The 23,469-nt window shown below is 41.5% G+C and carries 17 protein-coding genes; 10 read left to right on the plus strand and 7 right to left on the minus strand.

Features of this window, described 5'->3' with window-relative positions:
- The first annotated feature begins 30 nt into the window (after nt 1-30).
- The 3 genes from D3P12_RS07585 to D3P12_RS07595 are packed head-to-tail and all read left to right on the plus strand — an operon-like array spanning nt 31 to nt 5,811.
- Nucleotides 31-3,255 carry a SusC/RagA family TonB-linked outer membrane protein gene (locus D3P12_RS07585; protein ID WP_118194410.1) on the plus strand — a complete coding sequence of 1,075 codons (3,225 nt, stop codon included), beginning with the start codon at nt 31-33 and terminating at the stop codon, nt 3,253-3,255.
- A gap of 11 nt (nt 3,256-3,266) precedes the next feature.
- Nucleotides 3,267-4,955, plus strand: coding sequence for a RagB/SusD family nutrient uptake outer membrane protein (locus D3P12_RS07590; protein ID WP_118194411.1), 1,689 nt, complete (start codon nt 3,267-3,269; stop codon nt 4,953-4,955).
- Between the two features lie 19 nt (nt 4,956-4,974).
- Entirely contained in the window at nt 4,975-5,811 is an 837-nt protein-coding gene (locus tag D3P12_RS07595) for a hypothetical protein (RefSeq protein WP_118194412.1), read from the plus strand.
- Nucleotides 5,812-5,882: 71 nt separating this feature from the next.
- Here D3P12_RS07595 and D3P12_RS07600 read toward each other — a convergent pair whose 3' ends face one another.
- Nucleotides 5,883-6,428: a type 1 glutamine amidotransferase domain-containing protein gene (locus D3P12_RS07600; RefSeq protein WP_118194413.1), complete on the minus strand. Its 546-nt coding sequence runs from the start codon at nt 6,426-6,428 to the stop codon at nt 5,883-5,885.
- A 102-nt stretch (nt 6,429-6,530) separates the two neighbouring features.
- Nucleotides 6,531-6,800, minus strand: a complete 270-nt coding sequence (locus D3P12_RS07605) for a hypothetical protein (protein WP_118194414.1) — start codon at nt 6,798-6,800, stop codon at nt 6,531-6,533.
- Nucleotides 6,801-6,977: 177 nt separating this feature from the next.
- Here D3P12_RS07605 and D3P12_RS07610 point away from each other — a divergent pair, with 177 nt between their 5' ends.
- Together D3P12_RS07610 and D3P12_RS07615 are read left to right on the plus strand one after the other, a co-directional pair.
- Nucleotides 6,978-9,668 (plus strand): c-type cytochrome, encoded by a 2,691-nt coding sequence (locus D3P12_RS07610; protein WP_118194415.1) that lies wholly within the window; start codon nt 6,978-6,980, stop codon nt 9,666-9,668.
- A complete protein-coding gene (locus D3P12_RS07615; protein WP_118194416.1) occupies nt 9,640-10,404 on the plus strand; it encodes a 3-keto-disaccharide hydrolase in 765 nt (254 codons plus the stop codon). Before D3P12_RS07610 ends, D3P12_RS07615 begins: the two co-directional genes overlap by 29 nt.
- 43 nt (nt 10,405-10,447) lie before the next feature.
- Here D3P12_RS07615 and D3P12_RS07620 read toward each other — a convergent pair whose 3' ends face one another.
- Both D3P12_RS07620 and D3P12_RS07625 read right to left on the minus strand, forming a co-directional pair.
- Nucleotides 10,448-11,215 carry a GDSL-type esterase/lipase family protein gene (locus D3P12_RS07620; protein ID WP_118194417.1) on the minus strand — a complete coding sequence of 256 codons (768 nt, stop codon included), beginning with the start codon at nt 11,213-11,215 and terminating at the stop codon, nt 10,448-10,450.
- Nucleotides 11,216-11,296: 81 nt separating this feature from the next.
- Nucleotides 11,297-12,067: a DUF3575 domain-containing protein gene (locus tag D3P12_RS07625; protein WP_118194418.1), complete on the minus strand. Its 771-nt coding sequence runs from the start codon at nt 12,065-12,067 to the stop codon at nt 11,297-11,299.
- Between the two features lie 140 nt (nt 12,068-12,207).
- Between D3P12_RS07625 and D3P12_RS07630 the strand changes: the two genes are divergently transcribed.
- Nucleotides 12,208-13,173 carry a 3-keto-disaccharide hydrolase gene (locus D3P12_RS07630; RefSeq protein ID WP_118194419.1) on the plus strand — a complete coding sequence of 322 codons (966 nt, stop codon included), beginning with the start codon at nt 12,208-12,210 and terminating at the stop codon, nt 13,171-13,173.
- Nucleotides 13,174-13,198: 25 nt separating this feature from the next.
- Here the strand turns inward: D3P12_RS07630 and D3P12_RS07635 are convergent, their stop codons facing one another.
- A complete protein-coding gene (locus tag D3P12_RS07635) occupies nt 13,199-14,038 on the minus strand; it encodes a UDP-2,3-diacylglucosamine diphosphatase (RefSeq protein ID WP_118194420.1) in 840 nt (279 codons plus the stop codon).
- A gap of 186 nt (nt 14,039-14,224) precedes the next feature.
- On the opposite strand from D3P12_RS07635, the gene D3P12_RS07640 reads away from it, so the two are divergent.
- Both D3P12_RS07640 and D3P12_RS07645 read left to right on the plus strand, forming a co-directional pair.
- Nucleotides 14,225-16,657: a ThuA domain-containing protein gene (locus tag D3P12_RS07640; protein WP_118194421.1), complete on the plus strand. Its 2,433-nt coding sequence runs from the start codon at nt 14,225-14,227 to the stop codon at nt 16,655-16,657.
- A gap of 6 nt (nt 16,658-16,663) precedes the next feature.
- A complete protein-coding gene (locus D3P12_RS07645; RefSeq protein WP_118194422.1) occupies nt 16,664-17,536 on the plus strand; it encodes a DUF72 domain-containing protein in 873 nt (290 codons plus the stop codon).
- Here D3P12_RS07645 and D3P12_RS07650 read toward each other — a convergent pair.
- Both D3P12_RS07650 and nagA read right to left on the minus strand, forming a co-directional pair.
- Complete coding sequence (locus tag D3P12_RS07650) at nt 17,511-18,821, minus strand: DEAD/DEAH box helicase (RefSeq protein ID WP_118194423.1); 1,311 nt, start codon at nt 18,819-18,821, stop codon at nt 17,511-17,513. The genes D3P12_RS07645 and D3P12_RS07650 overlap by 26 nt on opposite strands.
- Complete coding sequence (gene nagA / locus D3P12_RS07655; RefSeq protein ID WP_157970287.1) at nt 18,818-19,927, minus strand: N-acetylglucosamine-6-phosphate deacetylase; 1,110 nt, start codon at nt 19,925-19,927, stop codon at nt 18,818-18,820. Before nagA ends, D3P12_RS07650 begins: the two co-directional genes overlap by 4 nt.
- A gap of 90 nt (nt 19,928-20,017) precedes the next feature.
- Here nagA and D3P12_RS07660 point away from each other — a divergent pair, with 90 nt between their 5' ends.
- On the plus strand, nt 20,018-20,755 hold the full coding sequence (locus tag D3P12_RS07660) for a YoaK family protein (RefSeq protein WP_118194425.1): 738 nt from the start codon (nt 20,018-20,020) through the stop codon (nt 20,753-20,755).
- A 252-nt stretch (nt 20,756-21,007) separates the two neighbouring features.
- Nucleotides 21,008-23,461, plus strand: a complete 2,454-nt coding sequence (gene thrA / locus D3P12_RS07665) for a bifunctional aspartate kinase/homoserine dehydrogenase I (protein WP_118197024.1) — start codon at nt 21,008-21,010, stop codon at nt 23,459-23,461.
- Nucleotides 23,462-23,469: the final 8 nt, after the last annotated feature.

Raw genomic sequence — 23,469 nt, forward strand, 5'->3', positions numbered from 1 at the left:
ACCTTTTTTATAACCTTAATTCATTTTTACATGGAGTTCAATTTCTACAAACGAATGAGTGGAAAGACATTTAGGTTCGCGTTGGCCTGCTTTGCAGTCCATTCGTTGACTTTATCTGTTCCGCTTGAATTGCAGGCACATGAAGTGATTGTTAATCGTCATGGTGAGTCAAGAATCCAGCAATCGGTATCGGGTGTTGTCACCGATGAGAATGGTCAGCCGCTGCAAGCTGTAAGTATCGTGGAGCAAGGTACGACGAATGGAACGACGACGGATGCGGCCGGTCGATACTCATTGAATGTATCTAATTCGAATGCGTCCCTACTTTTTTCCTATATCGGTTTTGTGAGTCAGACTGTGGCTGTGGCCAATCAAAGTTCTATTAATGTAACCCTCGTGGAGGATGTCAATGTGTTGGACGAACTGATCGTAGTTGGTTACGGAACACAGAAGAAAAAACTAGTAACTGGCGCCACAATTCAGGTCGATGGTGAAGATCTTCAACGATTGAGTACTGCCAGTGTATTAGGAGCCCTACAAAGTCAATCGCCGGGAGTTCAGATTACACAGAGTTCCGGCCAGCCTGGTGAAGCTTTCAAAGTAACCATTCGCGGACTTGGAACGATCGGTAATTCGTCGCCTCTGTACGTAATTGACGGGGTTCCAGGAGGTGATATCAATACACTTAACCCATCCGATATCGCGTCGGTTGACGTTTTAAAAGATGCGGCTTCGGCGGCTATTTATGGTTCGCGTGCAGCTAATGGTGTTGTACTTGTAACGACCAAACAAGGTAAGCCAGGAAAGCTCACTCTCTCGTATGATGCTTACATTGGTTGGCAGAATGCCTATCGAATGCCGTCATTATTAACGGCAAAAGAATATATGACTGTGATGGACGAAGTTAGATTTAATGAGGGTCAGGCTCCGTACGACTGGGCTGCACTTATTCCGAAACAATATCAACAAATACAAGATGGTACTTGGAATGGGACTAATTGGCTTCGGGAAATCCATAATGATGATGCTTTAACACAAAATCATGCCTTCAATTTGAATGGGGGAACGGAGCAATCTAACTTTTCCCTCAGTTATTCCTATTCTGACCAAGAAGGTATATTTGGAAAACCAGTAGAACCTGATTTTTCGAGAAATAACTTTCGAATTAATTCGAATCATACGCTCCTTAAAAACGATGATTTTGACGTTATAAAAATCGGAGAAAACCTAACCTATTCTTATAGTAAAAAAGGAGGTATCGGCATTGGTAACATTTATTGGAACGATATCCATAACATGTTGGTAGGTAATCCGCTGCTGCCAGCATATAACGAAGAAGGTGGATATTATGATCGCGCCAGCAAAGTGGCTGATGGTTGGAATTTAGATGGCGCTACTTCCAATCCACTCGCAAGTATGGTTTATCAGCGTGGGTTAAATGAAAATAAAAGCCATTCGCTTTTGGCTAATGTTTATCTGGAAGTCCAGCCCATACAGGATTTGAAGTTTAGAAGCAGTTTCGGATATAAAATGAACTCAAATTCTTATAGACAATACACGCCAATTTATGATTTGTCAACAACAACTGCCAATCCGACGGACGATGTTTCGCAAAGTCAAGGGATGGGTTATAGTTATACCTTTGAGAATACACTTTCATATGCCAGAACATTCAACGATATGCACAATTTTGATGCTTTGGTTGGAGCTTCGATGGAAAAATGGGGAATGGGAGAGGGCTTAAATGCTTCAAACTCCAATTCATTATTCCCTGGATCATGGGATCATGCCTATATCGGTAATGCGTATACAATTGGGACAACGACTGTGATCGGAGGAATGAGATGGCCGGAAGGTGGATTATCATCATTCTTCGGTAGGGTAAACTATAACTATAATGAGACCTACATGGCCACGTTGATAATGCGAGCTGATGGTTCGTCTAACTTTGCTCACGATCATCGGTGGGGCTATTTTCCATCGGTAGCCGCCGGATGGGTTCTCACAAACGAATCATTTATGGAGAGTACGCAAGGTTGGTTAGACTTCATGAAGTTTAGAGCTAGTTGGGGACAAAATGGTAACGCTAGTATCGATCCGTTCCAATATTTGGCCACCATCGCTTTCGATAGCGGCAACGGATATTACTTTGGGGATAATAAAAATGATTTGATTACTGGAGCTTATCCAGACATTTTACCGAATCCCATTATCACTTGGGAGACTTCTGAGCAATTAAATATCGGTATCGACTCCAGATTTGCGCACAATAGGCTTGGCTTCACATTCGATTGGTATAAGAAAACGACGAAAGACTGGTTAGTTGAGGCTCCTATTTTAGCTATCTATGGAACGAACCCCCCTTTTATTAATGGTGGTGTTATTGAAAATACAGGTATCGAACTTGGTTTGACCTGGGACGAGACTATTGGTGAATTCCGTTACGGTATTAATCTGAATGGAGCGTATAATAAAAATGAAGTTACCAGAATTGATAACAGAGAGGGAATCATTCATGGTCCGGAACATGTATTGAGCCAGGGAACAACCGAAATGTATCGCGCACAAGTCGGCTTCCCGGTCGGTTATTTTTATGGTTATGAAACCGGAGGCATCTTCCAGACTCAAGAGCAAATTAATAATTATCGGAATCAAGGTCTAGGGGTATTGGTAAATGCGCAACCTGGTGATGTTATATTTGTCGACAACAATGGTGATGGCGCCATTACTGAGGCAGATAAAAAGCTCATTGGGAACCCTCACCCCGACTTTACTGGTGGTTTGAATATTAATTTTGGATATAAAGGTTTCGATTTGTCTTTGACTGCAACGGGAGCCTTCGGACATCAAATTGCTAAGTCTTATCGTTCATTCGCGGACAGTCCATTGCAGAATTATACAACGGAAGTATTCCAGCGTTGGCACGGAGAAGGCACTTCAAATAAGTATCCTCGCCTGACAATGGGTAGTCATACCAACAGTCAGTACATTTCTGATATTTATATTGAAGACGGAGATTTTGTTAAGATTCAGAATGTAACCCTCGGATATGATTTAAAATCCGTTTTCTTAAACATGCCTTTCTCGAAAGCTCGCCTTTATGTGACCGGACAAAATCTTTTTACTATTACGGGTTATTCGGGTATGGATCCTGAGATTGGTTATGGCTATGATCAATCTTGGGTATCAGGTATAGACCTTGGATTTTACCCGAGTCCGCGCACCTTTTTGGTTGGTTTAAATCTTACATTTTAAAACGCAAGACGATGAAAAAAATTATATGTTTAATAGCGCTTTCTACAGTTTTTCTCTCATGTGAGAAAAACCTGGATTCTCTTAGCTATGATAAAAAAAATACAGGTAACTTCCCTTCGACGGTTACTGATGCCAATCAGATGTTGACTGGTATTTATTCGACATTAAGTCAGGCAATCTCTAATCCTCAGCATTCTCATTTTTACATGTCTGAACTTGCGTCAGATGATCGATTTGGAGGTGGTGGTGAAAATGACAAAGATATGCAGGGGCTGGATCATTTAATGAACACGAAGAGCAGTCGTTTTGAACCTTTCTGGATCGCTCGTTATCAGGGGATTTTTAGAGCTAATACAGCTATTGAAAACCTAGACAAAGTTGAAGGGTGGGAAAGTGATGCACAAAAAAACCAAGTATTAGGGGAGGCTCACTTTTTACGTGCGTTGTTCTATTTCGAGCTGTCACAAATGTTCGGAGAGGTTCCTTTGGTAATTAGTACAGTAGCAGAGAATATACCTAAGGCTCCCGCCGATGAAACCTACGCGCAGATTGCTTATGACTTGCAACAAGCGATTAATCTGATGCCTTCAAGTCCTTACTCCTCGGTGATATCAGGACATGCTACAAAATGGGCTGCACAGGCATTGATGGCACGTGTATTTCTATTTTACACAGGCTATTATAATAAAACTGACTTGCCAGTAGCCAATGATGGTGGTGTGGTAAACAAAGCTCAGGTAATTACTTGGATCGATGAATGTGTGAACAACAGCGGACATGGTTTAGTAGATGATTTTCGTAGTCTCTGGCCATATTCTAACGACTTGACCGCTAAAGATTATGACGCATACACAGGTCCTCTGTGGGTTGGAGATGGCAATAAAGAAGTTGTGTTTGCTGTAAAGTTTGGAACTTCGGTAGATTGGGGTGAAAACTATCAGTTAGGGTACTCCAATCAATACGTGTTGCATTTTGGTTTACGCTCTAATAACGGTCTGGCTGACACATTTCCGTTCGGTCAAGGTTGGGGGGCAGGCCCGGTTAACTCGCGGCTATGGACTGAATGGCGCACTTCAGAACCGAATGATATCAGAAGAACTGCATCGATTATGAATGCAGAGACAGATGTAGAAAATTATATCTACGGTGCAGACAGTCAAATGGAAGAAACTGGTTTTTGGCAGAAAAAATACATACCGATCACAGCCTACGATGAAGGTACGCTGGTTCCTTCATATGCTATAATAAAATTCAACGCACCAGCAGATATGCAGATTTCTCATACGCAAGACCTGGTTCTGATTCGTTTCGCAGACGTGCTTTTGATGCAATCTGAACTGAAAGAAGACGCCACTGGCATGAATAAAGTTCGTGCACGCGCGAATCTTCCGGCAGTATCTTATTCTTTAGCAGCCCTAAAAAAAGAGCGCCGCTGGGAATTAGCCTTTGAAGGTCTTCGTTATTTTGATTTAATGCGCTGGGGAGATGCTGCAAATGCGTTGGCGGCACAAGAAGGTGTTGCTATAAAAAATAAGGGCATTGATACTCAAATGAAAGCATTTGGTGGCGGTTATAAAGCTCGATTTGAGGCAACTGGAGGGTTCTGGGCTATTCCTGAAGCTCAGATTCAACTGTCTGAAGGTGTTTTAACTCAGAATAAAGGCTGGGGTACTCCCGCAGCAGAATTTACTGGATGGTAAGAATAAAAGACTTAAAATTATGAAAAGATATGTAGCATATGTAGTGGTATTAATGATTTCGCTAATTGTAATGAGTTGCGAATCAGTAGAAGACCGTTTGGATATGGGTGGGTTTATTAGTGCTGAACAACTTGATATATCTGCCACCCCGATCGTAATAGATGGCAAGAATACGAACAAAGTTGTTCTGGATAATAAAAGCCCGGTGCTGTCTTCATGGAATTTTGGAGTCGGTCAAACGCAAAAGAAAACCGATACCGTTCTGTTGGTTGTAGAAGGGGAGAACGAAATTGTTTTTACCGGCAGGAACCCGGATGGATCGGAAATAAAAAAAACATTGACTGTTAATGTCGATGAGCTTTATTTCGAGGTTCCACTTGAATGGGGGATTTTGACCGGTGGATCAGAGAAAGAATGGATTTGGGACGATTCAGATGGTGGCGTTTGGGGAAATGGAGGGTATCTTGCAAATGTTGAACCTGCTTGGTGGATAGTCAGTTTAGCTGATGTTAGCGGTCAAGCGCCGGGCGAAGGCACAGGAGCAAAAATGACCTTTTCATTAAGTGGCGCGACATTTACGAAAGTCAAATCGGACGGAACTACCGAAACAGGAACCTTCTTATTTAATATGACTAACAAAACGACTAAGCCGGATGGCACGGTTTGGGCAAAAGGGAAATTAACACTAAAAGGAACAACAGTTCTATGTGGAGTTTCACCAGATGAAGGGAAAATTCCAGTTTATGAATATGATATTATTGTTTTGGACAATGAAGAAATGGTGCTGAGTTATGCACCACCGGGAACTGCTGAGTGGGGTACTGCTTATTTCTGGAAGTTTAGAGCGAGCAAATAAGTTTGAATGTAAATAATGGTAAGTTAGGGGGTTGTATCAAGTAGTTGAAGCAACCCCCTTTTTAATAAACTTTAATGTTTGCCTTCAGCGAACTCCTCAATCATTTTTTTATTGAAAGCGTCAAGGTCCTTGGGTGAACGGCTGGTTACCAAACCTTTGTCAACAATAACTTCTTTGTCCTCCCAGTTGACACCTGCATTGATTAAATCGGTTCTTATCGAGGGATATGAGGTCATTTTTCGTCCTTTCAATAAACCTGTTTCTATAAGTATTTGAGGTCCGTGACAAATAGCTGCTATCGGTTTGCCGCTTTTTATAAAATTTTTGACGAATGCGACCGCATCGTTATTTTCTCGCAACTTATCTGGATTCATAACGCCGCCCGGTAGAAGAAGGGCATCATAACCATCAACGGAAACGTCGGCTATGTTTTTGTCAACACCTAAAGTAATTCCCCAGTTTTCTTTATCCCAACTGCGTATTTGTTCTTTTTGTGGTGAAACGATATGAACGGTGGCGCCTGCCTCTTCCAATGCGGTTTTCGGACTTACCAGTTCAGACTCTTCAAATCCATCCTCAGATAATATTGCTATTTTTTTGTTTTCTAGTTTCGACATGCTCTTTATATTAGATTAGTGAATTTATTATAGAGAGTAACGCGAGGTTTAAGTAATTGTTTATAATTATTTGAATCGATTTGGATTTACTTGCCAGTAATATCAGGGTCTCCAAAATGTCTCACCGTCTGCTTTTAGCAGAGAATTCGTATTACTGGGTATTACAGGGATTACTTCCGGACTGTTGTTTATATCGTATTTTTGTCCATCGGCGGGGATTATCTTCAGATTCCAGGTCGATTTGCCAGAAACGGGTGCATGTATATAATTGGTGCCAACTAAAAGATGCCGCCCATCTGGAGAGAACTCCGCAAAATTTTCAACTCCATCACCGTCTGTAACCTGTACTAGATTGCTTCCATCAATATTCATTAAATAGATATGGTTGCCTATATAAAATGAGAGTTTTGTTGCGCACCTTTAAAAATAATAGTTGCGCATGGCTCTGTATTAAAATTAAATGATAAAGATGTTGCATTACGAAGCATAAATTCCTACATTCAATGTCCGAAACCGAAAATTATTTATCACAAACCATTTGAAAGACGTATGTTAATCAAACCCAGACCGCTGTTCATGTTGGCCGTAGTGTGCTCGGCCATTGTATTTAATGCTTGTAATAAGGAGCCAGAGAACGAAGAGCCTGTTGACCCGAAAGTAGAAAAGTTTACGGTTCCGGAAGATTTTGTGATTGAACATCTATACAGCCCGTCCGACGAAGAAAGGGGTTCTTGGGTTTCTATGACTTTTGATGATTATGGGAGGATGATTGCTTCGGATCAGTTCGGAGGAATTTATAGACTTACTATTCCCGAGATCGGCAATGACAGCATTCCTTTGAAAATAGATAGCCTTCACTTTCCGTTGGTGGGGGAAGCCGTGACTGACACATCAAAGAAAAAAGTGGGGATGGGCTTTGCTCAAGGCTTGTTATGGGCTCATAATAGTCTATACGTAATGGTTAATCATCGTGGTGATGAAGTTTTAAGAAAGACGAGCGGGCTTTATCGACTTCAAGACACGGATATGGATGATGAATTTGACAAAGTTACACAGTTGCTAGAACTGAAGGGAGATGGTGAACACGGCCCCCATAGTGTCATTCTTGGCCCTGATGACGAGTCGATTTATGTTGTAGCGGGTAATCATACTGATATCCCCGGAATGGACGCTTATCGTCTTCCGCCTACTTGGCAGGAAGATAATCTCTTACAGCAAATCAAAGACCCCCAAGGACATGCTACCGACCGGATGGCTCCGGGAGGGTGGATAGCGAAGACTGATTCTGTAGGTTCAACATGGGAGTTGATCGCTGCTGGGTTTCGCAACACGTTTGATATTGCCTTTAACGATGTAGGGGAGCTCTTTGCTTATGATTCGGATATGGAGTGGGATTTTGGAATGAGCTGGTATCGCCCCACGCGAATATTACACGTAACGAGCGGAAGTGAGTTTGGTTGGCGGACAGGTAATGGTAAATGGTCGCCTGCTTATCCTGATAATTTACCTGCAATGATTAACATTGGTCAGGGTTCTCCGACAAATTTGGTTTATGGAAATAATGCACTCTTCCCTGACAAGTATCGTAACAGTTTATTTGCTTTTGACTGGAGTTTTGGAATTATTTATTTGATTGGTTTGGAGTCAGATGGAGCAACGTATCAAGCTACTGCAGAAGAGTTTATAACCGGTTCGCCTTTGCCGTTGACTGATGGTGAATTTGGTCCTGACGGTGCTATGTATTTCCTCACAGGAGGGAGGGAGCTGGAATCTGACCTTTATCGTGTCTATCACAAGGATTATCAGAAAATAAAAGATAGAAATAAACAAAAAATCGATGATTTAAATGCTTATCAGCGTGTGCGACGCCAAATCGAGCGTTATCATACGGACACGATTGCTGAGGCGATTGATGCCGTGTGGCCTTTTCTACGCAACAACGATCGGCACATACGTTATGCGGCCAGAATCGCTCTTGAACATCAAGACCCAGCTCTATGGAAGGAACGCGCGTTCAAAGAACGAAGTGTACAAGCAGCGATCCAATCGATGGTTGCCTTGGCAAGAACGGGTGATGCTGATTTACAACCTGCTATATTAAGTAAGGTAATGACCATCAATTTACCTGTACAAGCAGAGGAAAAGCAATTGGATATTATACGTGCTATAGAACTGACCTTGGCTCGCATGGGTAATCCGGATGAAGTTTTGTCAGCACGGTTAATCGGTTATTTAGAGCAAATTTATCCTGCAGCCACCAATGCACTGAACCGGGAACTAAGTAAAGTGCTTGTTCATCTGGGCGATGAGGAGGCGATACCTAAAACATTGAAATTGTTGGCGACGGCGGAAGATGATTCAACCTATCAGGAGACCGTTACCCAGTCCTCAGATCTTATTTTAAGAAATCCGCAATACGGTCTGGATATAGCAAACTTATTAACCAAGACACCTCCAGCTCAGCAAATTTATTTGGCGACGGTGCTAAGTAAAGCAAAGTATGGTTGGAATGATGAAACGAGAGACGAATACTTCAAATGGTTTTATGACGCGTTCGGATACAAAGGAGGGAATAGTTACATTGGTTTTGTCAATCGTGCACGATCCTTTGCACTTGAAAACGTACCGCAGTCACAATTTGACCATTATAATGAAATTTCAGGAGATTCACTAGTGAACCAAGCCGGAACGGCACTGTTTACAACAGATGAAGGACCAAAAGGTCCAGGGAGACCATGGAAAATGGATGAAGCTTTGCCGATCGTTGAGGCCGATTCAGGTAAGCGGGATTTCGAAAAAGGGATGATGCTGTTTTCTTCCATCCGCTGTAAGTCATGCCATACAATGAAAGGTGAAGGAGGAACAATAGGCCCCGACCTAACACAGCTCGGAACCCGCTTTTCAGCTAAAGATATGCTTGAGGCAATCATCGAGCCTAATAACATCATATCAGATCAGTATGCATCAACGGTATTTTCATTTAAAGATGGTACCTCGATGTTGGCAAAATTGATCGATGAAGATGACGACTACTACCATGTTTCGCAAAACCCTTATGCCCCGCATATTCTGAAAGAAATACCAAAGAAAGAGATTGTCAGTTACAAGTTGGCAGAGATATCGGTTATGCCTCCAGCTACCATCAATGTATTAAATGAAGATGAGTTGAAGAACCTGCTTGCTTACCTGATGGCTGGCGGAGATGAAGATCATGAAGTTTATAATAAAAAGAAAAAATAGGTTTACAATAACTGCATGTTGTATTATTGTTTTCATATCAGCTTGTAATCCACCAAGCCAGCGTGTTGCAGATGCAGAAGACGATGGTTTCGTTAACCTTTTTAATGAGGAAAACTTGGATGGTTGGGAAGGGGATCCGGCTTACTGGCGTGTTGAAAATGGTATTGTTACAGGAGAACTGGGACCAGACACCCCACCACTAAAAAATAACACGTTTCTTATTTGGAGAGGAGGTTATGTCGGCGACTTTGAACTCAAAACCGAGTTTAGAATCTCAGCAAATGGTAATAGCGGAATAAATTACCGAAGTCAGGAAATCTCGGGGTTGCCTTACGTGTTAAGCGGGTACCAAGCAGATATCGATGGCCAAAACAGATATAGTGGGCAGAATTATGACGAAAGGAAAAGGACGACTTTAGCGTACCGTGGTGAAAAGACAATGATTACCGCATCCGAGGGCGGGAGGGTACAAAATGGGGCTTGGAGCGGTCGGGTTGTTGAAACATTGGGAGATCCGGATTCGTTAAGTGCCCTTATTAAGCTAGGTGAATGGAATAAATATCATATTATAGCAAAAGATAATCACCTACAACATTATATCAATGGCACCTTGATGAGTGATGTCACAGACAACCATCCTAAAATGGCTTCAATGAAGGGATTACTGGGTATTCAAATACATACAGGTCCTCCTATGAAGATAGAATACCGTAATTTCCGATTAAAAACAGAATAAACTTCGATTGGGCATAGAGCCCGTATGTAACAGTAAATCCTGATTATTCTTCAAGTACAAAGGGCAGTATCAATTCTTTCCATTCTTGATATGCTTTCCCATTTAAATGCAGACCATCATTCGTTAAGTCTTTTTTTAATTTACCTTCTGCATCAATGAATGATCGGTGGAGGTCGATGAATTTGTAACTATATTTTACTGCATTTTCTGAAAGAACCGTATTGATTTGTTCGATAGCCTTTCCGTTTTTGGTGTGATTGTTAAATTTCTTATAAAAATCATTAACAGGAAGAATACTCTGGATATACAGTTTTGTGTCGGGGCTATCCTGTTTTAGAATTCGGGCAATTAAAAATATATTATCAATAACCTCCTGTTGAGGTATTTTATGTTCAAGGTCATTTGTTCCTATCAAAAGAAAAACCTTTAGAGGTTTACGATTCGTGATTTCATCTAAGCGATTAAGGATGCCCGCTGTTTTATCACCACTGATTCCACGATTGATGATGCTGCTGTTCGCGAATAGTTCACTCCACTCGGCCCCATCGGTTATACTGTTGCCTAAAAATACAATTGAGTTGGGATGTATCGGTAAGGAGCGAAAATGTGATACTCTCTGTTGATAATAGGTGGAAAAAAGGCTATCATGTAGATGGTTAGGTATTCGTGCCGGTTCGGTTATCGAGCTGGTTTCAACGATTTGTTTTTCCTGTGCAAATATTGATATTAGATTGAAGTTGGAGTAAAGCAATGCAAAAAACAGTGTGAAAAGAAGCTTCTTGGACTTTGGTTTCGGTCGATTGATTTTCATTTAATATTTTTTATAAACAAACTTACATTTTTAGTAGACAATATATTAAGAGGATCACTATTAAATTTTCGTCGAAATACTTCAGAACCTGTAGCCGACAGCCAAGCCTGCCCGAACTCCGGTCCAGGGGCCTTTGGCATGGATGGTTGCTCCTTCGGAATTAACTTCACTGGATAGATCAACGACCGGAACATCTTCTAATATCGATAGTTGGTCTCGCAGGGCATTCTGTTCTCTCTCCGTTAAGTTTTTATGAGTAGTGAGATCACCTTTCGATGTTCCATACTGAGGACCTAAGATCCACCAATCCAGATACCACTGATTCGCTAGTTTCCATTGAGCTCCGAATAGTACTCCGCCGGTGAATGTCGATATGCCTCCTGTCATATTTACTTCTTCTTCAATATAGATATCAGACTGATCATCACGGTATTCAATATGGATCGGTAGATCGGCAGAGTAGCGGGATATCCTAACAAAAGGAGCAACATAAAAGCCTTGCAGGGTCTCTTTCCCAAAATAAAATTTAACCTCCGGCGTAAAAGCGATGTTTCCAGTTTGAAGTTGATTTAAATGTGACCAGACCTCATTATTGTCGATGATGTTTTCGAAGACAGATTGAAAAGGAAGACTACCTTTCGGCATAAAGCGTATGCCCGCTGCGGCGGAGATGCTCGGGGTGACCGCTCGTTCGTATTGAAATGAGAAGCTTCCTATGGGTAACCCAGCGACATTCCATTTAATCATATTCGGTTGAGGGATGTCAAATCTCCCGTTCGGTTGATCTTGTGCGAGAGACATCTGCGTGTTAATCAACAAAATAATAAGGATAAAGAGGCCTATTTTATACATAATTATGGATTGGATACTGGACTAACAAGTATAGTGAATAAGTGTTTTCTTTTAAATTGTACACGGTGGTTCTTTATTTCTTTTATATATTTAACGAAAAATAAGGCTCTTCTTGTTTTTAAAATGCATAAAAAACTCTTATGAAAAAAACACTTATACTTGCACTTTGTTGTTTCCTTTCCGTTGGGGTAAGTTTTAATTTAATGGCAGCAAAATACTCGCAGCAGACTGCATCGCAGCCTGATAAAAAAGATCTTTTGGGTCGTTGGGACTTGACGGTAGACGTAAACGGGAAACCCTCGCCTTCATGGTTGGAGGTAAAGCTTTCGGGAAACAGAACCCTGATAGGATCTTTTGTAGCTATTGTAGGTAGCGCACGTCCGGTCTCTGAAATACAATACGACAATGGTCAGTTTCACTTCGAGATACCACCACAATGGGAATCGGGGAACCAAAACCTTCAAGTCAAAGGTGCCTTGCAAGGATTGGAACTTAGGGGAACCGTTGTTATGAGCGATGGGAAAGAGTATTCTTTCAAAGGAGTCAAAGCCCCTGCATTAAAACGGTCGGCCGACATCGAGTGGGGAGAAGCTGTTGACTTATTTAATGGGAAGGATCTGGCAGGTTGGAAGGCTACGGGCGAGAACCAATGGGAGGTGATAAACGGTGTATTGACCAGTGCTCAGTCAGGTGCAAACTTGGTTTCTGATCAGAAGTTCAATGATTTTAAATTACACGTTGAGTTCAGATATAAGAAGGGAAGTAATAGTGGTGTCTATTTAAGAGGAAGGCACGAAGTGCAGATCGAAGATAGCCCAAAAGATGCTCACCCTGACAGTCATTTGTTTAGCGGTGTTTATGGCTTCCTTCCGCCTAGTGAAATCGCAGCCTTAGGTCCGGACACGTGGCAAACATATGACATAACGCTGATTGGCCGTATGGTTACTATCGTAGCGAATGGGAAAACCGTCATTTCTAATCAGGAGATCCCTGGTATAACGGGCGGGGCACTTGATAGTAATGAAGGAGAACCAGGGCCAATTTATATTCAGGGAGATCATGGGCCTATTGAATTCCGGAAAATTACGATCACCGAGCCAAAATAAGTCGCTCGGTACCAGGTTTCAAAATCTATTGTCGAAATTGCTTTAGTATCTGGTGCACGTCCAATTTTGCACTCAAATCTTCCGCATCATACGATTCGGTGTCTTCTTCAGTATTGTTGAATGACATCGAATTGTATTTATAGATTGACCATTCGTCGTTATGATATTCCAATGCACTTAAATTCTCTACCCAGTCCCCTGAGTTTAAGTAAAGAACATTTCCATTTTCAGTTTCGATGGTTTTAAGTTCAGGCTGATGGATGTGACCGCATACGACATAAGTATACCCTTTGTCTACCGCTAGCTCCGCTGCAGTATACTCAAAATCATTAATGAATTTAACCGCATTTTTGAAGCTAGCTTTGACACGTTTAGAGAAGCTCATTTTCTCGCGTTTCATCATTGTTAAGCACCAGTTTACAAAACTATTGATCAGAATCAATGTGTCATACCCAATGGCTCCCAATTTGGCTAACCACTTGGAGTGCTGCATCGTAACATCGAAGACATCACCGTGAAAAAACCAAGCTTCTTTCTCACCGAGGTTCATGACCAGTTTATCAGCTAAATAGAAGTTGCCGATTTGTAAATCACTGAACTTTCTCAGCATCTCATCGTGGTTGCCCGTTAAATAATGCACTTTGGTTCCCTCTGTAAGGAATTTCATAATTCGGCGAACTACCTTCATATGTGAATCCGGCCAGTATGATTTGCTGAATTGCCAGATATCTATGATATCACCGTTTAAAATAAGGGTTTTGGGACGGATACTTTTAAGGTAATTCAAAAGTTCTTTGGCGTGGCAGCCATAGGTGCCTAAATGAACATCGGATATGACCACTAGGTCAACTTCTCGTTTTGTCATGTGACGCTTAATGTAATGCTACAAAACTCGCATTTAAATATAAACTCAATGATAACCGAATGTTAAATGTTGTAATTGAACGACTGCGAAATCGGTGCAATAATTAAGGTAGAATTCAAGAAAGGTTAAGATAGTGGAAGTTTAATCGAAAAATATGAGATATATTTGGAGCCTTAACTTAATTTTATGAAAATATTAAAGTTCTTCGCCGGTATACTTTGTTTATGTTTTGTCCTTTTTAGTCTCTCATGTAATAAGCGACCGGGGAACCCCAGAATATTGGTGTTTAGTAAGACCGCCGGGTTTTATCATGAATCTATACCCAAGGGCGTTGCTACTATTCAAAAACTAGGCGCGGAAAATAATATCATTGTCGATACGACAACCAATGCCGATTGGTTTACAGATGATTCGCTAAAGAATTACTCCGCTGTCGTTTTCCTGAGTACAACAGGTGATGTGCTTGATCATTATCAGGAAGCAGCCTTTGAGCGGTACATCCAAGCTGGAGGTGGCTTTGTAGGTATTCACGCTGCGGCTGATACCGAATACGAATGGGGATGGTACGGTCGGTTAGTAGGGGCATATTTCAAAAGTCATCCTGAACAGCAAAAGGCCACTTTGAATATCGTAGATGATAGTCATGTTTCAACGAAACATCTACCCAAAGTATGGGAAAGAAAAGACGAGTGGTACGATTTTAAAAATATAAGTGAGGACATTCAGGTCATCATGACTATTGATGAGGACTCGTACAAAGGGGGGCGCAATCCAGACGAACATCCTATGGCATGGTACCAGGAGTATGATGGTGGCCGAGCATTTTATACGGCTTTAGGTCATACCGATGAATCCTACGATGACCCTCTCTTTCTACAGCATATTTTAGGAGGAATTGAATACGCGATCGGCGGAAATAAGAAATTGAACTATAAAAAGGTAAGGACCTTGAATGTGCCTGAAGAGGAACGTTTTACCAAAACACAATTAGTTGAAGGAGTGTTTAACGAGCCAACAGAAATGGCCATCTTGCCTAATTTGGACATTTTGATTGTCCAGAGAAGAGGTGAGGTTATGTTGTTTTCTAATGAAAGTCAGGAAGTAAAGCAAGTAGGTTATCTGGATGTGTACCATGAGTCAGGTGTGCCTGGTGTTAATGCCGAGGAAGGTCTGATGGGCATCGTCGCAGATCCTGATTTTCAGGAAAATGGATATATCTATATGTATTATAGCCCGGCTGATACTTCAGTTAATCGCCTGTCTCGTTTTGAATTTAAAAATGACACGGTCGATAATGCTACGGAAAAGACTGTTCTTGAATTTTACTCACAGCGGGGCATTTGTTGTCATACAGGCGGGTCGCTAGCGTTCGGAGAGAAAAGAGAACTATTTTTGTCAACTGGCGACAATTCCACACCATTTGATCAGCCCAATGAGGCCTTTGCTAACCACGGGTTTGCTCCGTTGGACGCAAGACCCGGATTCGAACAATACGATGCGCGAAGGACTGCTGGAAATACCAATGATCTGCGAGGGAAAATATTACGGATTATTGTTAACAAGGATGGTAGTTATGATATTCCGGAAGGAAATCTTTTTAAGGATCAGGAAAAAACCAAGCCTGAAATCTATGTAATGGGAGATCGTAACCCATACAGGATATCAATCGATAGGAAAACGAATTACCTGTATTGGGGTGAGGTTGGCCCCGATGCTGCCAATGATAGTCTGGATACTCGCGGACCAAAAGGCTACGACGAAATCAATCAAGCTCGGAAACCTGGTAATTTCGGCTGGCCTCTGTTTGTTGGGGACAACTATCCGTATCGTGCATATGATTACGCTACTGGCGAGAGCGGGGAAGTGTTTGATCCGGCCAAACCCATCAATAGCTCTCCGAATAACACAGGCTTGACTGAGCTGCCACCTGCGCAGCCTGCATTTATCTGGTATCCTTATGGTGAGTCACCTGATTTCCCAAGTGTTGGTACGGGTGGGCGGAACGCAATGGCAGGACCTGTTTACTATGCAGAGGATTTCCCCGAAGAAACGCGTTATCCAGATTATTACAACGGTAAATTATTTATTTACGATTGGGTTAGAGGCTGGATGAAGGCGGTAACCATGCAAGAAAATGGTGATTTCGATAAAATGGAGCCATTTATGACTGGTACAACGCTTCATGCGCCAATCGAAATGGAAGTAGGCCCTGATGGGCGGCTCTATTTATTAGAGTATGGGAAAGGCTGGTTTGCAAAGAACCCCGATGCAGGCTTGATTCGTTTAGATTATAATTCGGGTCCAATCGAAAAGCGACCTGATGAAGCTGAAGTTTCGACTGCCAACAAGCCAAAAGGTAGTGTATTGGTTTCTTCGCTCGACTGTGCTGCCTGTCATAAAGAATCTGAAGAGTCTGTAGGTCCTTCTTATCGAAGTATTGCAGAAAAATATAAGGACGATTCGCACGCGATTCCATATTTGTCTGCTAAGATCATTGATGGTAGTACCGGGGTATGGGGGGCAAACGTCATGCCTGCACACCCGGCTATGAAAGAAGCAGACGCAAATGCAATAGCGGAATGGATAATGGCGTTAAATGAACAAGGGCATCAACAATAGAACGATATGAAATTTGGGCAAGTAGAAAATCCCGAGGAAGTTGATTTTACACTTCCTCCAGACCATCCAGATACTGCTAGGAATCTAAGAGCTGGCAAGAGTAAACCTTTTAAAGTCTATATCGGTTGTGCTAAATGGAACAGAGCCGACCTAAAAGGCTTCTATCCGCGCGGTACAAAAGATGAATTGAGTTACTATTCAACTCAATTTAACTCGATAGAGCTTAATGCAACATTCTATAATGCTCCCAGCAAAGAGCAGGTCGCGACATGGCGTGATAAGACTCCCGACGGATTTAAGTTTTTTCCTAAACTTAGTAATAGCATCAGTCATTTCAGACGCTTATTGAATGTAGGTGAGTTTGTTGCTGGTTTTTGCGACTCGATCGTCCATTTTGAAGATAAACTGGGTGTTACGTTTTTACAGTTGCATGATAACTTCAAGCCGAAAGATTACGATCGTTTAGAGAAATTTGTTAAAGATTTCCCTAAAGCTGTACCTTTAGCTGTTGAGTTGAGGAACACCGAATGGGTAAGTTCGGAAAAAATTGCTGATCAGGTTTTTGGTTTATTCGAGAAGGAAGGTGTGATTCCTATTCTTGTCGATGCTGCGGGTCGCCGTGATCTCCTACACATGAGATTGACCAGTCCAGATGCATTCATTCGTTATGTCGGAGCAAATCATCCGTCTGATTACGATCGGCTAGATGAGTGGGTAGATCGTATTGCCGAATGGCGGGCTGCGGGCCTGGACTCGCTCTATTTCTTTATTCACCAGAACATAGAAAAGGAGTCTCCATTATTGGCCGAGCATTTCACTAAAAAAATGAATGACCGATTTGATCATTTAGATCTTACGATTCCTCGAGGCCGATCTTAACTTTTTTATTTTTTATTTTTTCATTCGCAAGCAAGTCTAGTACCTGTCTTGCTTTTTTTCGTTTAACCGCAGCATAGGAAGTCTTATCATACACTTCGATTCTTCCCAACTCTTCTTTATCAAGACACCCTTTTTTCAGAAATAGTCCTACAATGTCAATCTTGTTCACCTTATCCTTTTTACCCGCGGCCACAAAGAAGGTAACCCATTCAGGAGGATGAGGAAGTGCGTTTTGTTCAGGGAGGGCAAGGAAGTCGACGTTTTCTTTGTTGACGTAATCAGGCAGCTGTCCGTCATGTACCAATAAGTAAGCTGTGCCCGAAGACTGCATCCTGGCCGTTCTTCCATTCCGGTGAATATAAGTATCCTCATTGCTGAGTTGGTAATGAATTATGCATGCAATATCAGGTATATCCAAGCCACGGGAAGCGAGGTCCGTACAAATTAACAAATGATGGGTTCCATTTCTAAACTGCAACAGCGCTTTCTCGCGATCAACTTGCTCCATACCTCCATGAAATGTTCCATGGTTGATTTCATTATTGTGCAACATGTCGCTGATTCGTTGAACAACTTCACGATGATTGCAAAAAACCAACGTAGCTTGGTTGCCGATATAGCAGATTAACGAAAGCAAGGTTTCTATTTTTTCCTCGGGGCTTGTGGTAATAGCCTTGATTCTAATATTGGGCTTATGAGCATTCTTATCTAGAAAATTAACAACGGTTGCATCATTTCCGATCCCAACAAAATCAGGTATTTCTTCAAGTGTCGTGGCGGAAGTTAAAATTCTTTTCGAAACCTGTCGTAAATTTCGAATGATCGTTTCCATATCATCATGGAAACCAAACTCCAACGATTTATCAAACTCATCCAAGATCAGGTATTGTACAGTTTCGGGATCAAAATTATTATTCCGAAGGTGATAGTGAATCCTGCCCGGTGTACCGATCAATAGAGCAGGAGGGTCTAAGAGACTATTTTTCTCAATCTTCGACGAGTGACCGCCATAACAGCAAGTCGCTTTTAGACCCGTACCCATTTTTTTCCAAACTTGCTCAATCTGTAAGGCTAGTTCACGTGAAGGTGTTAGAATAAGAGCCTGGACACCGCGTTTTTCTTTTTTCAGTACATTCAGAATTGGGAATAAAAAAGCAAGTGTTTTGCCCGAGCCAGTAGGTGCCAACAAAACAAGATCTTGAGCCCGTGCAGCATCAATGCTTGCAAGTTGCATATCGTTGAGCTCATCGATATTTAGATTTCTGAGTATCTGCTTTTTTATCATTCCGTAAAGGTAAACCAAACCTTCTTTAGATTGAAATCTTTGTCGAGCCAAAGCAGATTGGCATTTCTACCCGTTTCAATCGTTCCTAAACGGTCTAGCATACCGATTACTTCGGCCGGAATGGATGTAGCCATTAAGAATGCCTCAGCAGGTTCAATACCTACATGCTGAATGCAGTTTCGAACCCCTTCCAACAACTCGATTGCCGATCCGGATAAAATTCCTTCAGGAGTCTCATAATGATCTTTATTCTTTTGGTGCTTGTAGACACCCTCATTTGAAGAGGCTACAGCGTCGGTGATAATAAATAGTTTCCTGCCCAACTCCCTTTTCGCGAGCGCGAGCATTGGATAGCTGACATGGATGCCGTCAGGTATGATGCTAGCATAGCTCTTCTTTTCAAATATTGACAAAATGAGACCAGGTTCCCGATGATGCAATGACGGCATAGCATTAAAAAGGTGAGTCGCTGTTGTCACATATTTATTTAAAAAGCTCTGCGCCTCTTCATAGGTTGCATTACTGTGTCCCGCAGATAGGATTACATTATTGTCTTTTAAGAGTTTCAGTACATTCTCATCCTGAAGTTCAGGTGCCACCGTCATCATTTTTATTTCTCCCTCAGCCATGTCAAGCCAACGCTGAATGTCGTCGATAGTTGCCTTGCGTATTAAATTATCCGGATGTGCCCCCTTTTTTTCAGGGTTCAGAAAGGGGCCTTCTAGGTGTAGACCCAAAAAAGCACCCTTACTTTGTGGTCGAAATGCTTTTGCTGATTTGATAGCTCTTTCGACAACCTCGTCTGTATTGGTCGCCACGGTCGCAAGGAACCCGCATAGTCCTTCATTGATCAGGTCGTTCTCCATTCCTTGCAAGTTTGAAACTGAGGGGTGACCACCAAAATAGTTTCCTTCAGTTCCATACAATTGAAGATCAATAAGCCCCGGAACAAGGTATCCGTCCTCCAGATCAATAACTTCTGCACTATCTTCTTCAATCTTTTTTTCCTCTCGGATGAAAGAAATTTTTTTATGTTCTACACCAACCTGTAAATTATGCTTAAATTGATCTTTATACAATATAGATCCATTTGTAAATATGACCATGTTATTAAAATTATTAGGCATCTTATGGACAAAAAAAGAATAATGCTTTACGCTTGTAAGATGTAAAAACAAAATTAATAGAATTTATATATGTTTCGTCATTTCGGTGAAAGAAGGAACTTAAGCCATAATCTTCAGCTTGCAACGCTACTTTCCTTTGTGGCTGGTGTTGTTAACATTAATGGGGTTTTTTATATCAAAACACTTACAACGAATGTAACAGGGCATTTTGCCTTCTTTGCGGAAGAGTTTGTATTGAGTAACTACCGACTTGCTGCTATTTATGGTGCGTATGTGGCGAGTTTTTTATTAGGGTCCTTTGTGTCGGGCTTTTTAATGCAATTAATTGCCCGGCGAAAAAAGCGGATGTCTCCGGTTTTGCTACCAATTTTACTTGAGATGCTCGTCATTACACTGGTATGGTATTATAGTTATACTACTGAATGGCCGGTTGAGAAGATTCATATCGTAGCAGCTTCTCTGCTATTCGCTATGAGTGTTCAGAATGGTCTGGTAACTTTAGTATCCAATTCGATCGTGCGTACGACCCACCTGACAGGTATGTTTACCGATTTGGGAATAGAGCTGGCTCAATTGTTTTTTTATCGTAAACCTACCGATCGAAAGAAGCTGAAGCAAAGCATTTTTCTACGCCTCGCCATTATCGTATTTTTCTTTTTAGGTTGTATCATTGGTGGTTTCCTATACAAATTCGTTTCCTTTCATGCTTTATTACTTGCCGTCGGAATTCTTGGTTACGCGCTTTTTTACGATGCACTCAAATATCAATTCTATTTCCTAAAGCGTAGGTTTATGTCCGGTATTTAATGAATATTTTAAATATTCAAATTATTTCTTGCAATATTCAAAATTAAACACTTACTTTACCCTCATAAACAAAATAGTGTGAAAACGAATTTAATTATTACATCCATTATTATTACCATCGGGGGGATATTCAACCGGAAGGCAATAATGCTGTGATGTAGTTACATAAAATATACAGAAGCGCCTTCCTCGAATCAGGAAGGCGCTTTTTTTTGATTATGCAACCAATAAATAAAATATAACTAGAACATGATGAAAATCTTAAAATTTGGAGGCAGTTCCGTAGGTTCGGCCGAAAGTATCAACCGGCTGATGACAATACTAAAAGGTGAGGAAGGGAACGACGAAAAGCCGATTATTGTACTTTCTGCCATGCAGGGTGTTACGAATCTTCTTACTGAAATGGCCATTCGTGCCTCCAAAGGAGAGAGCTTTGAAGCTGACCTCAAAGAACTCGAAAATATGCATTTCCAGGTCGTTAAAAAACTAATGACCGTCCGTAGCCAAAACCCTGTCTTTACTCAATTGAAAATTTACTTTAATCAGCTCGAAGACATATTACAGGGGGTGCTCACACTTCAGGAGCTGAGTCCACAAATTAAAGATAAAATAGTAAGTTTCGGTGAGCGTTGTTCCGTGCTTTTGGTAAGTCACATTGCTGCACAATATTTTCCACAAACGCTTGCCGTTGATGCTTCGAGCCTAATCAAGACCGATCATACTTTTGGTAATGCACGTGTTGATATTGACTTGTCTGAGAAACGCATTCAAGAATTTGTTGATGCAAATAAAGGTAAATTGCTTTTCGTGACAGGGTTTATTGCTTCAACACCTGAAGGAAAAATAACAACACTGGGAAGAGGAGGAAGTGATTATACTGCAGCGATCTTTGGTTCAGCTGTCAACGCCTCTAGTGTCGAAATCTGGACCGATGTCGATGGAATGCTGACAGCTGACCCCCGTATAGTAAAGAAGGCGTTCTCTTTGCCAGTACTATCCTACACGGAAGCAATGGAGCTGTCTTATTTCGGTGCAAAGGTTATCTATCCACCAACCATGATGCCGGCCTTTTTAAAGAATATTCCGATTGTAATCAAAAACTCGTTTAACCCAAGCTTTGCCGGGACAGTCATTCAGGCCGATAGTGGCAGATCGTCGTTTCCGATTAAAGGCATTTCATCGATCAATAAGGTTAGTATTCTAAATCTCAGCGGAAGCGGAATGATCGGAAAGGCCGGCTTTAGTGGTAAGCTATTTACCTTGCTGGCGCAAAACCATATCAATGTTATTTTGATAACTCAATCCTCGTCAGAACACAGTATCACGTTCGCAGTTCACCCAGAAGATGCTTTGCAGGCGAAATATCTTATCGAAAGTGAATTTGAGCTTGAGATCGCGGCCGATAAACTAAACAGTCCGGAATTGGAAGGGGAGCTATCTATTTTGGCTATAGTCGGTGAGAATATGAAGAAAACACCAGGTATGTCGGGACGCCTTTTTTATGCATTGGGGAGGAATGGTGTCAACGTTCGAGCTATAGCTCAAGGCTCTTCGGAATATAATATTTCAGTGATCATCTCTCAGAACGACTTATCCAAAGCGTTAAATGCTGTTCACGACGCGTTTTTCTCGAGCTTAAAAACAACTCTTCATACCTTCTGTTTGGGGACAGGAAATATTAGTAGCACCTTGCTTTCTCAGATCCGGAAACAACATGAGTTTTTAAAAGAGAACAATGATATTGAAATCAAGCTTGTGGGTATCAGCAATAGCCGAAAAATGCATATTGACCTGAACGGTATCCCATTAGGTAATTGGAGTGATACATTGGATAGTAATGGTAAAGATGCAGATTTAAAGCTGTTTATTGAAGAAATGAAAGAATTGAATTTGCCAAACTGTGTGTTACTTGACAATACCGCGAGCAATGAGCCTGTCCGATTTTACGAGGATGTATTTTCTTCTAATATTTCCTTGGTAACATGTAATAAATTGGCGAATTCGGGATCTTATAGTCAGTACAAATCACTGAAAGAATGTGCACGGAAGCACGGGGTGGATTTCTTCTACGAAACCAATGTTGGCGCCGGACTGCCAATTGTTCGGACACTCAAAGAATTGATGACCAGCGGGGACAGAATCATTAGTATTGAAGCGATATTGTCAGGTACCATCTCCTATATTTTTAATAACTATATTGGTGACAAGAGTTTTTATGAGGTTGTTAAAACCGCACAGGAACTTGGCTTTACAGAACCTGACCCAAGAGATGACTTGAAGGGCGCTGACTTTATGCGTAAATTCCTGATCCTTGCTCGTGATTCTGGCTTAACACTTGAACCCGAAGATATAAAGCTTGAAGATATTCTGCCACGCAAATGCATAGAAGCACCATCTGTAGAAGCTTTCTATGATGAGCTTCAAGCTTCAGAGGAGCATTTTAAAGCATTAAAAGATCGTGCTGAAGCCGAGAATAAAGTGATACGCTATATCGGAAAATTAGAAGACGGGCAGGTTAATATCCGTTTGGAATTAGTGGATAGCTCTCATCCCTTTTATAGCCTTTCAGGGAGTGATAATGTGATCTCCTTCATCACAGAAAGATATTCTCAACGACCTTTGGTGGTCAAAGGTCCTGGTGCCGGCGCTGAAGTAACAGCAGCTGGCGTATTTGCTGAACTTGTAAACGTAGGTCATAATGCTTAAAGAACAAA

This window comes from Pedobacter indicus, from assembly GCF_003449035.1.
In the GTDB taxonomy this organism is placed as follows: domain Bacteria; phylum Bacteroidota; class Bacteroidia; order Sphingobacteriales; family Sphingobacteriaceae; genus Albibacterium; species Albibacterium indicum.

Excerpts from the sequence above, each read along its gene's own strand:
- D3P12_RS07650 (WP_118194423.1), bottom strand. The coding sequence starts at position 18,821 with ATGATAAAAAAGCAGATACTCAGAAATCTAAATATCGATGAGCTCAAC.
- D3P12_RS07630 (WP_118194419.1), top strand. The coding sequence starts at position 12,208 with ATGAAAAAAACACTTATACTTGCACTTTGTTGTTTCCTTTCCGTTGGG.
- nagA (WP_157970287.1), bottom strand. The coding sequence starts at position 19,927 with ATGGTCATATTTACAAATGGATCTATATTGTATAAAGATCAATTTAAG.
- D3P12_RS07640 (WP_118194421.1), top strand. The coding sequence starts at position 14,225 with ATGAAAATATTAAAGTTCTTCGCCGGTATACTTTGTTTATGTTTTGTC.
- D3P12_RS07635 (WP_118194420.1), bottom strand. The coding sequence starts at position 14,038 with ATGACAAAACGAGAAGTTGACCTAGTGGTCATATCCGATGTTCATTTA.
- D3P12_RS07625 (WP_118194418.1), bottom strand. The coding sequence starts at position 12,067 with ATGTATAAAATAGGCCTCTTTATCCTTATTATTTTGTTGATTAACACG.
- D3P12_RS07610 (WP_118194415.1), top strand. The coding sequence starts at position 6,978 with ATGTTAATCAAACCCAGACCGCTGTTCATGTTGGCCGTAGTGTGCTCG.
- D3P12_RS07585 (WP_118194410.1), top strand. The coding sequence starts at position 31 with ATGGAGTTCAATTTCTACAAACGAATGAGTGGAAAGACATTTAGGTTC.
- D3P12_RS07615 (WP_118194416.1), top strand. The coding sequence starts at position 9,640 with ATGAAGTTTATAATAAAAAGAAAAAATAGGTTTACAATAACTGCATGT.
- D3P12_RS07660 (WP_118194425.1), top strand. The coding sequence starts at position 20,018 with ATGTTTCGTCATTTCGGTGAAAGAAGGAACTTAAGCCATAATCTTCAG.
- D3P12_RS07620 (WP_118194417.1), bottom strand. The coding sequence starts at position 11,215 with ATGAAAATCAATCGACCGAAACCAAAGTCCAAGAAGCTTCTTTTCACA.
- D3P12_RS07595 (WP_118194412.1), top strand. The coding sequence starts at position 4,975 with ATGAAAAGATATGTAGCATATGTAGTGGTATTAATGATTTCGCTAATT.
- D3P12_RS07605 (WP_118194414.1), bottom strand. The coding sequence starts at position 6,800 with ATGAATATTGATGGAAGCAATCTAGTACAGGTTACAGACGGTGATGGA.
- D3P12_RS07590 (WP_118194411.1), top strand. The coding sequence starts at position 3,267 with ATGAAAAAAATTATATGTTTAATAGCGCTTTCTACAGTTTTTCTCTCA.
- D3P12_RS07645 (WP_118194422.1), top strand. The coding sequence starts at position 16,664 with ATGAAATTTGGGCAAGTAGAAAATCCCGAGGAAGTTGATTTTACACTT.
- thrA (WP_118197024.1), top strand. The coding sequence starts at position 21,008 with ATGAAAATCTTAAAATTTGGAGGCAGTTCCGTAGGTTCGGCCGAAAGT.
- D3P12_RS07600 (WP_118194413.1), bottom strand. The coding sequence starts at position 6,428 with ATGTCGAAACTAGAAAACAAAAAAATAGCAATATTATCTGAGGATGGA.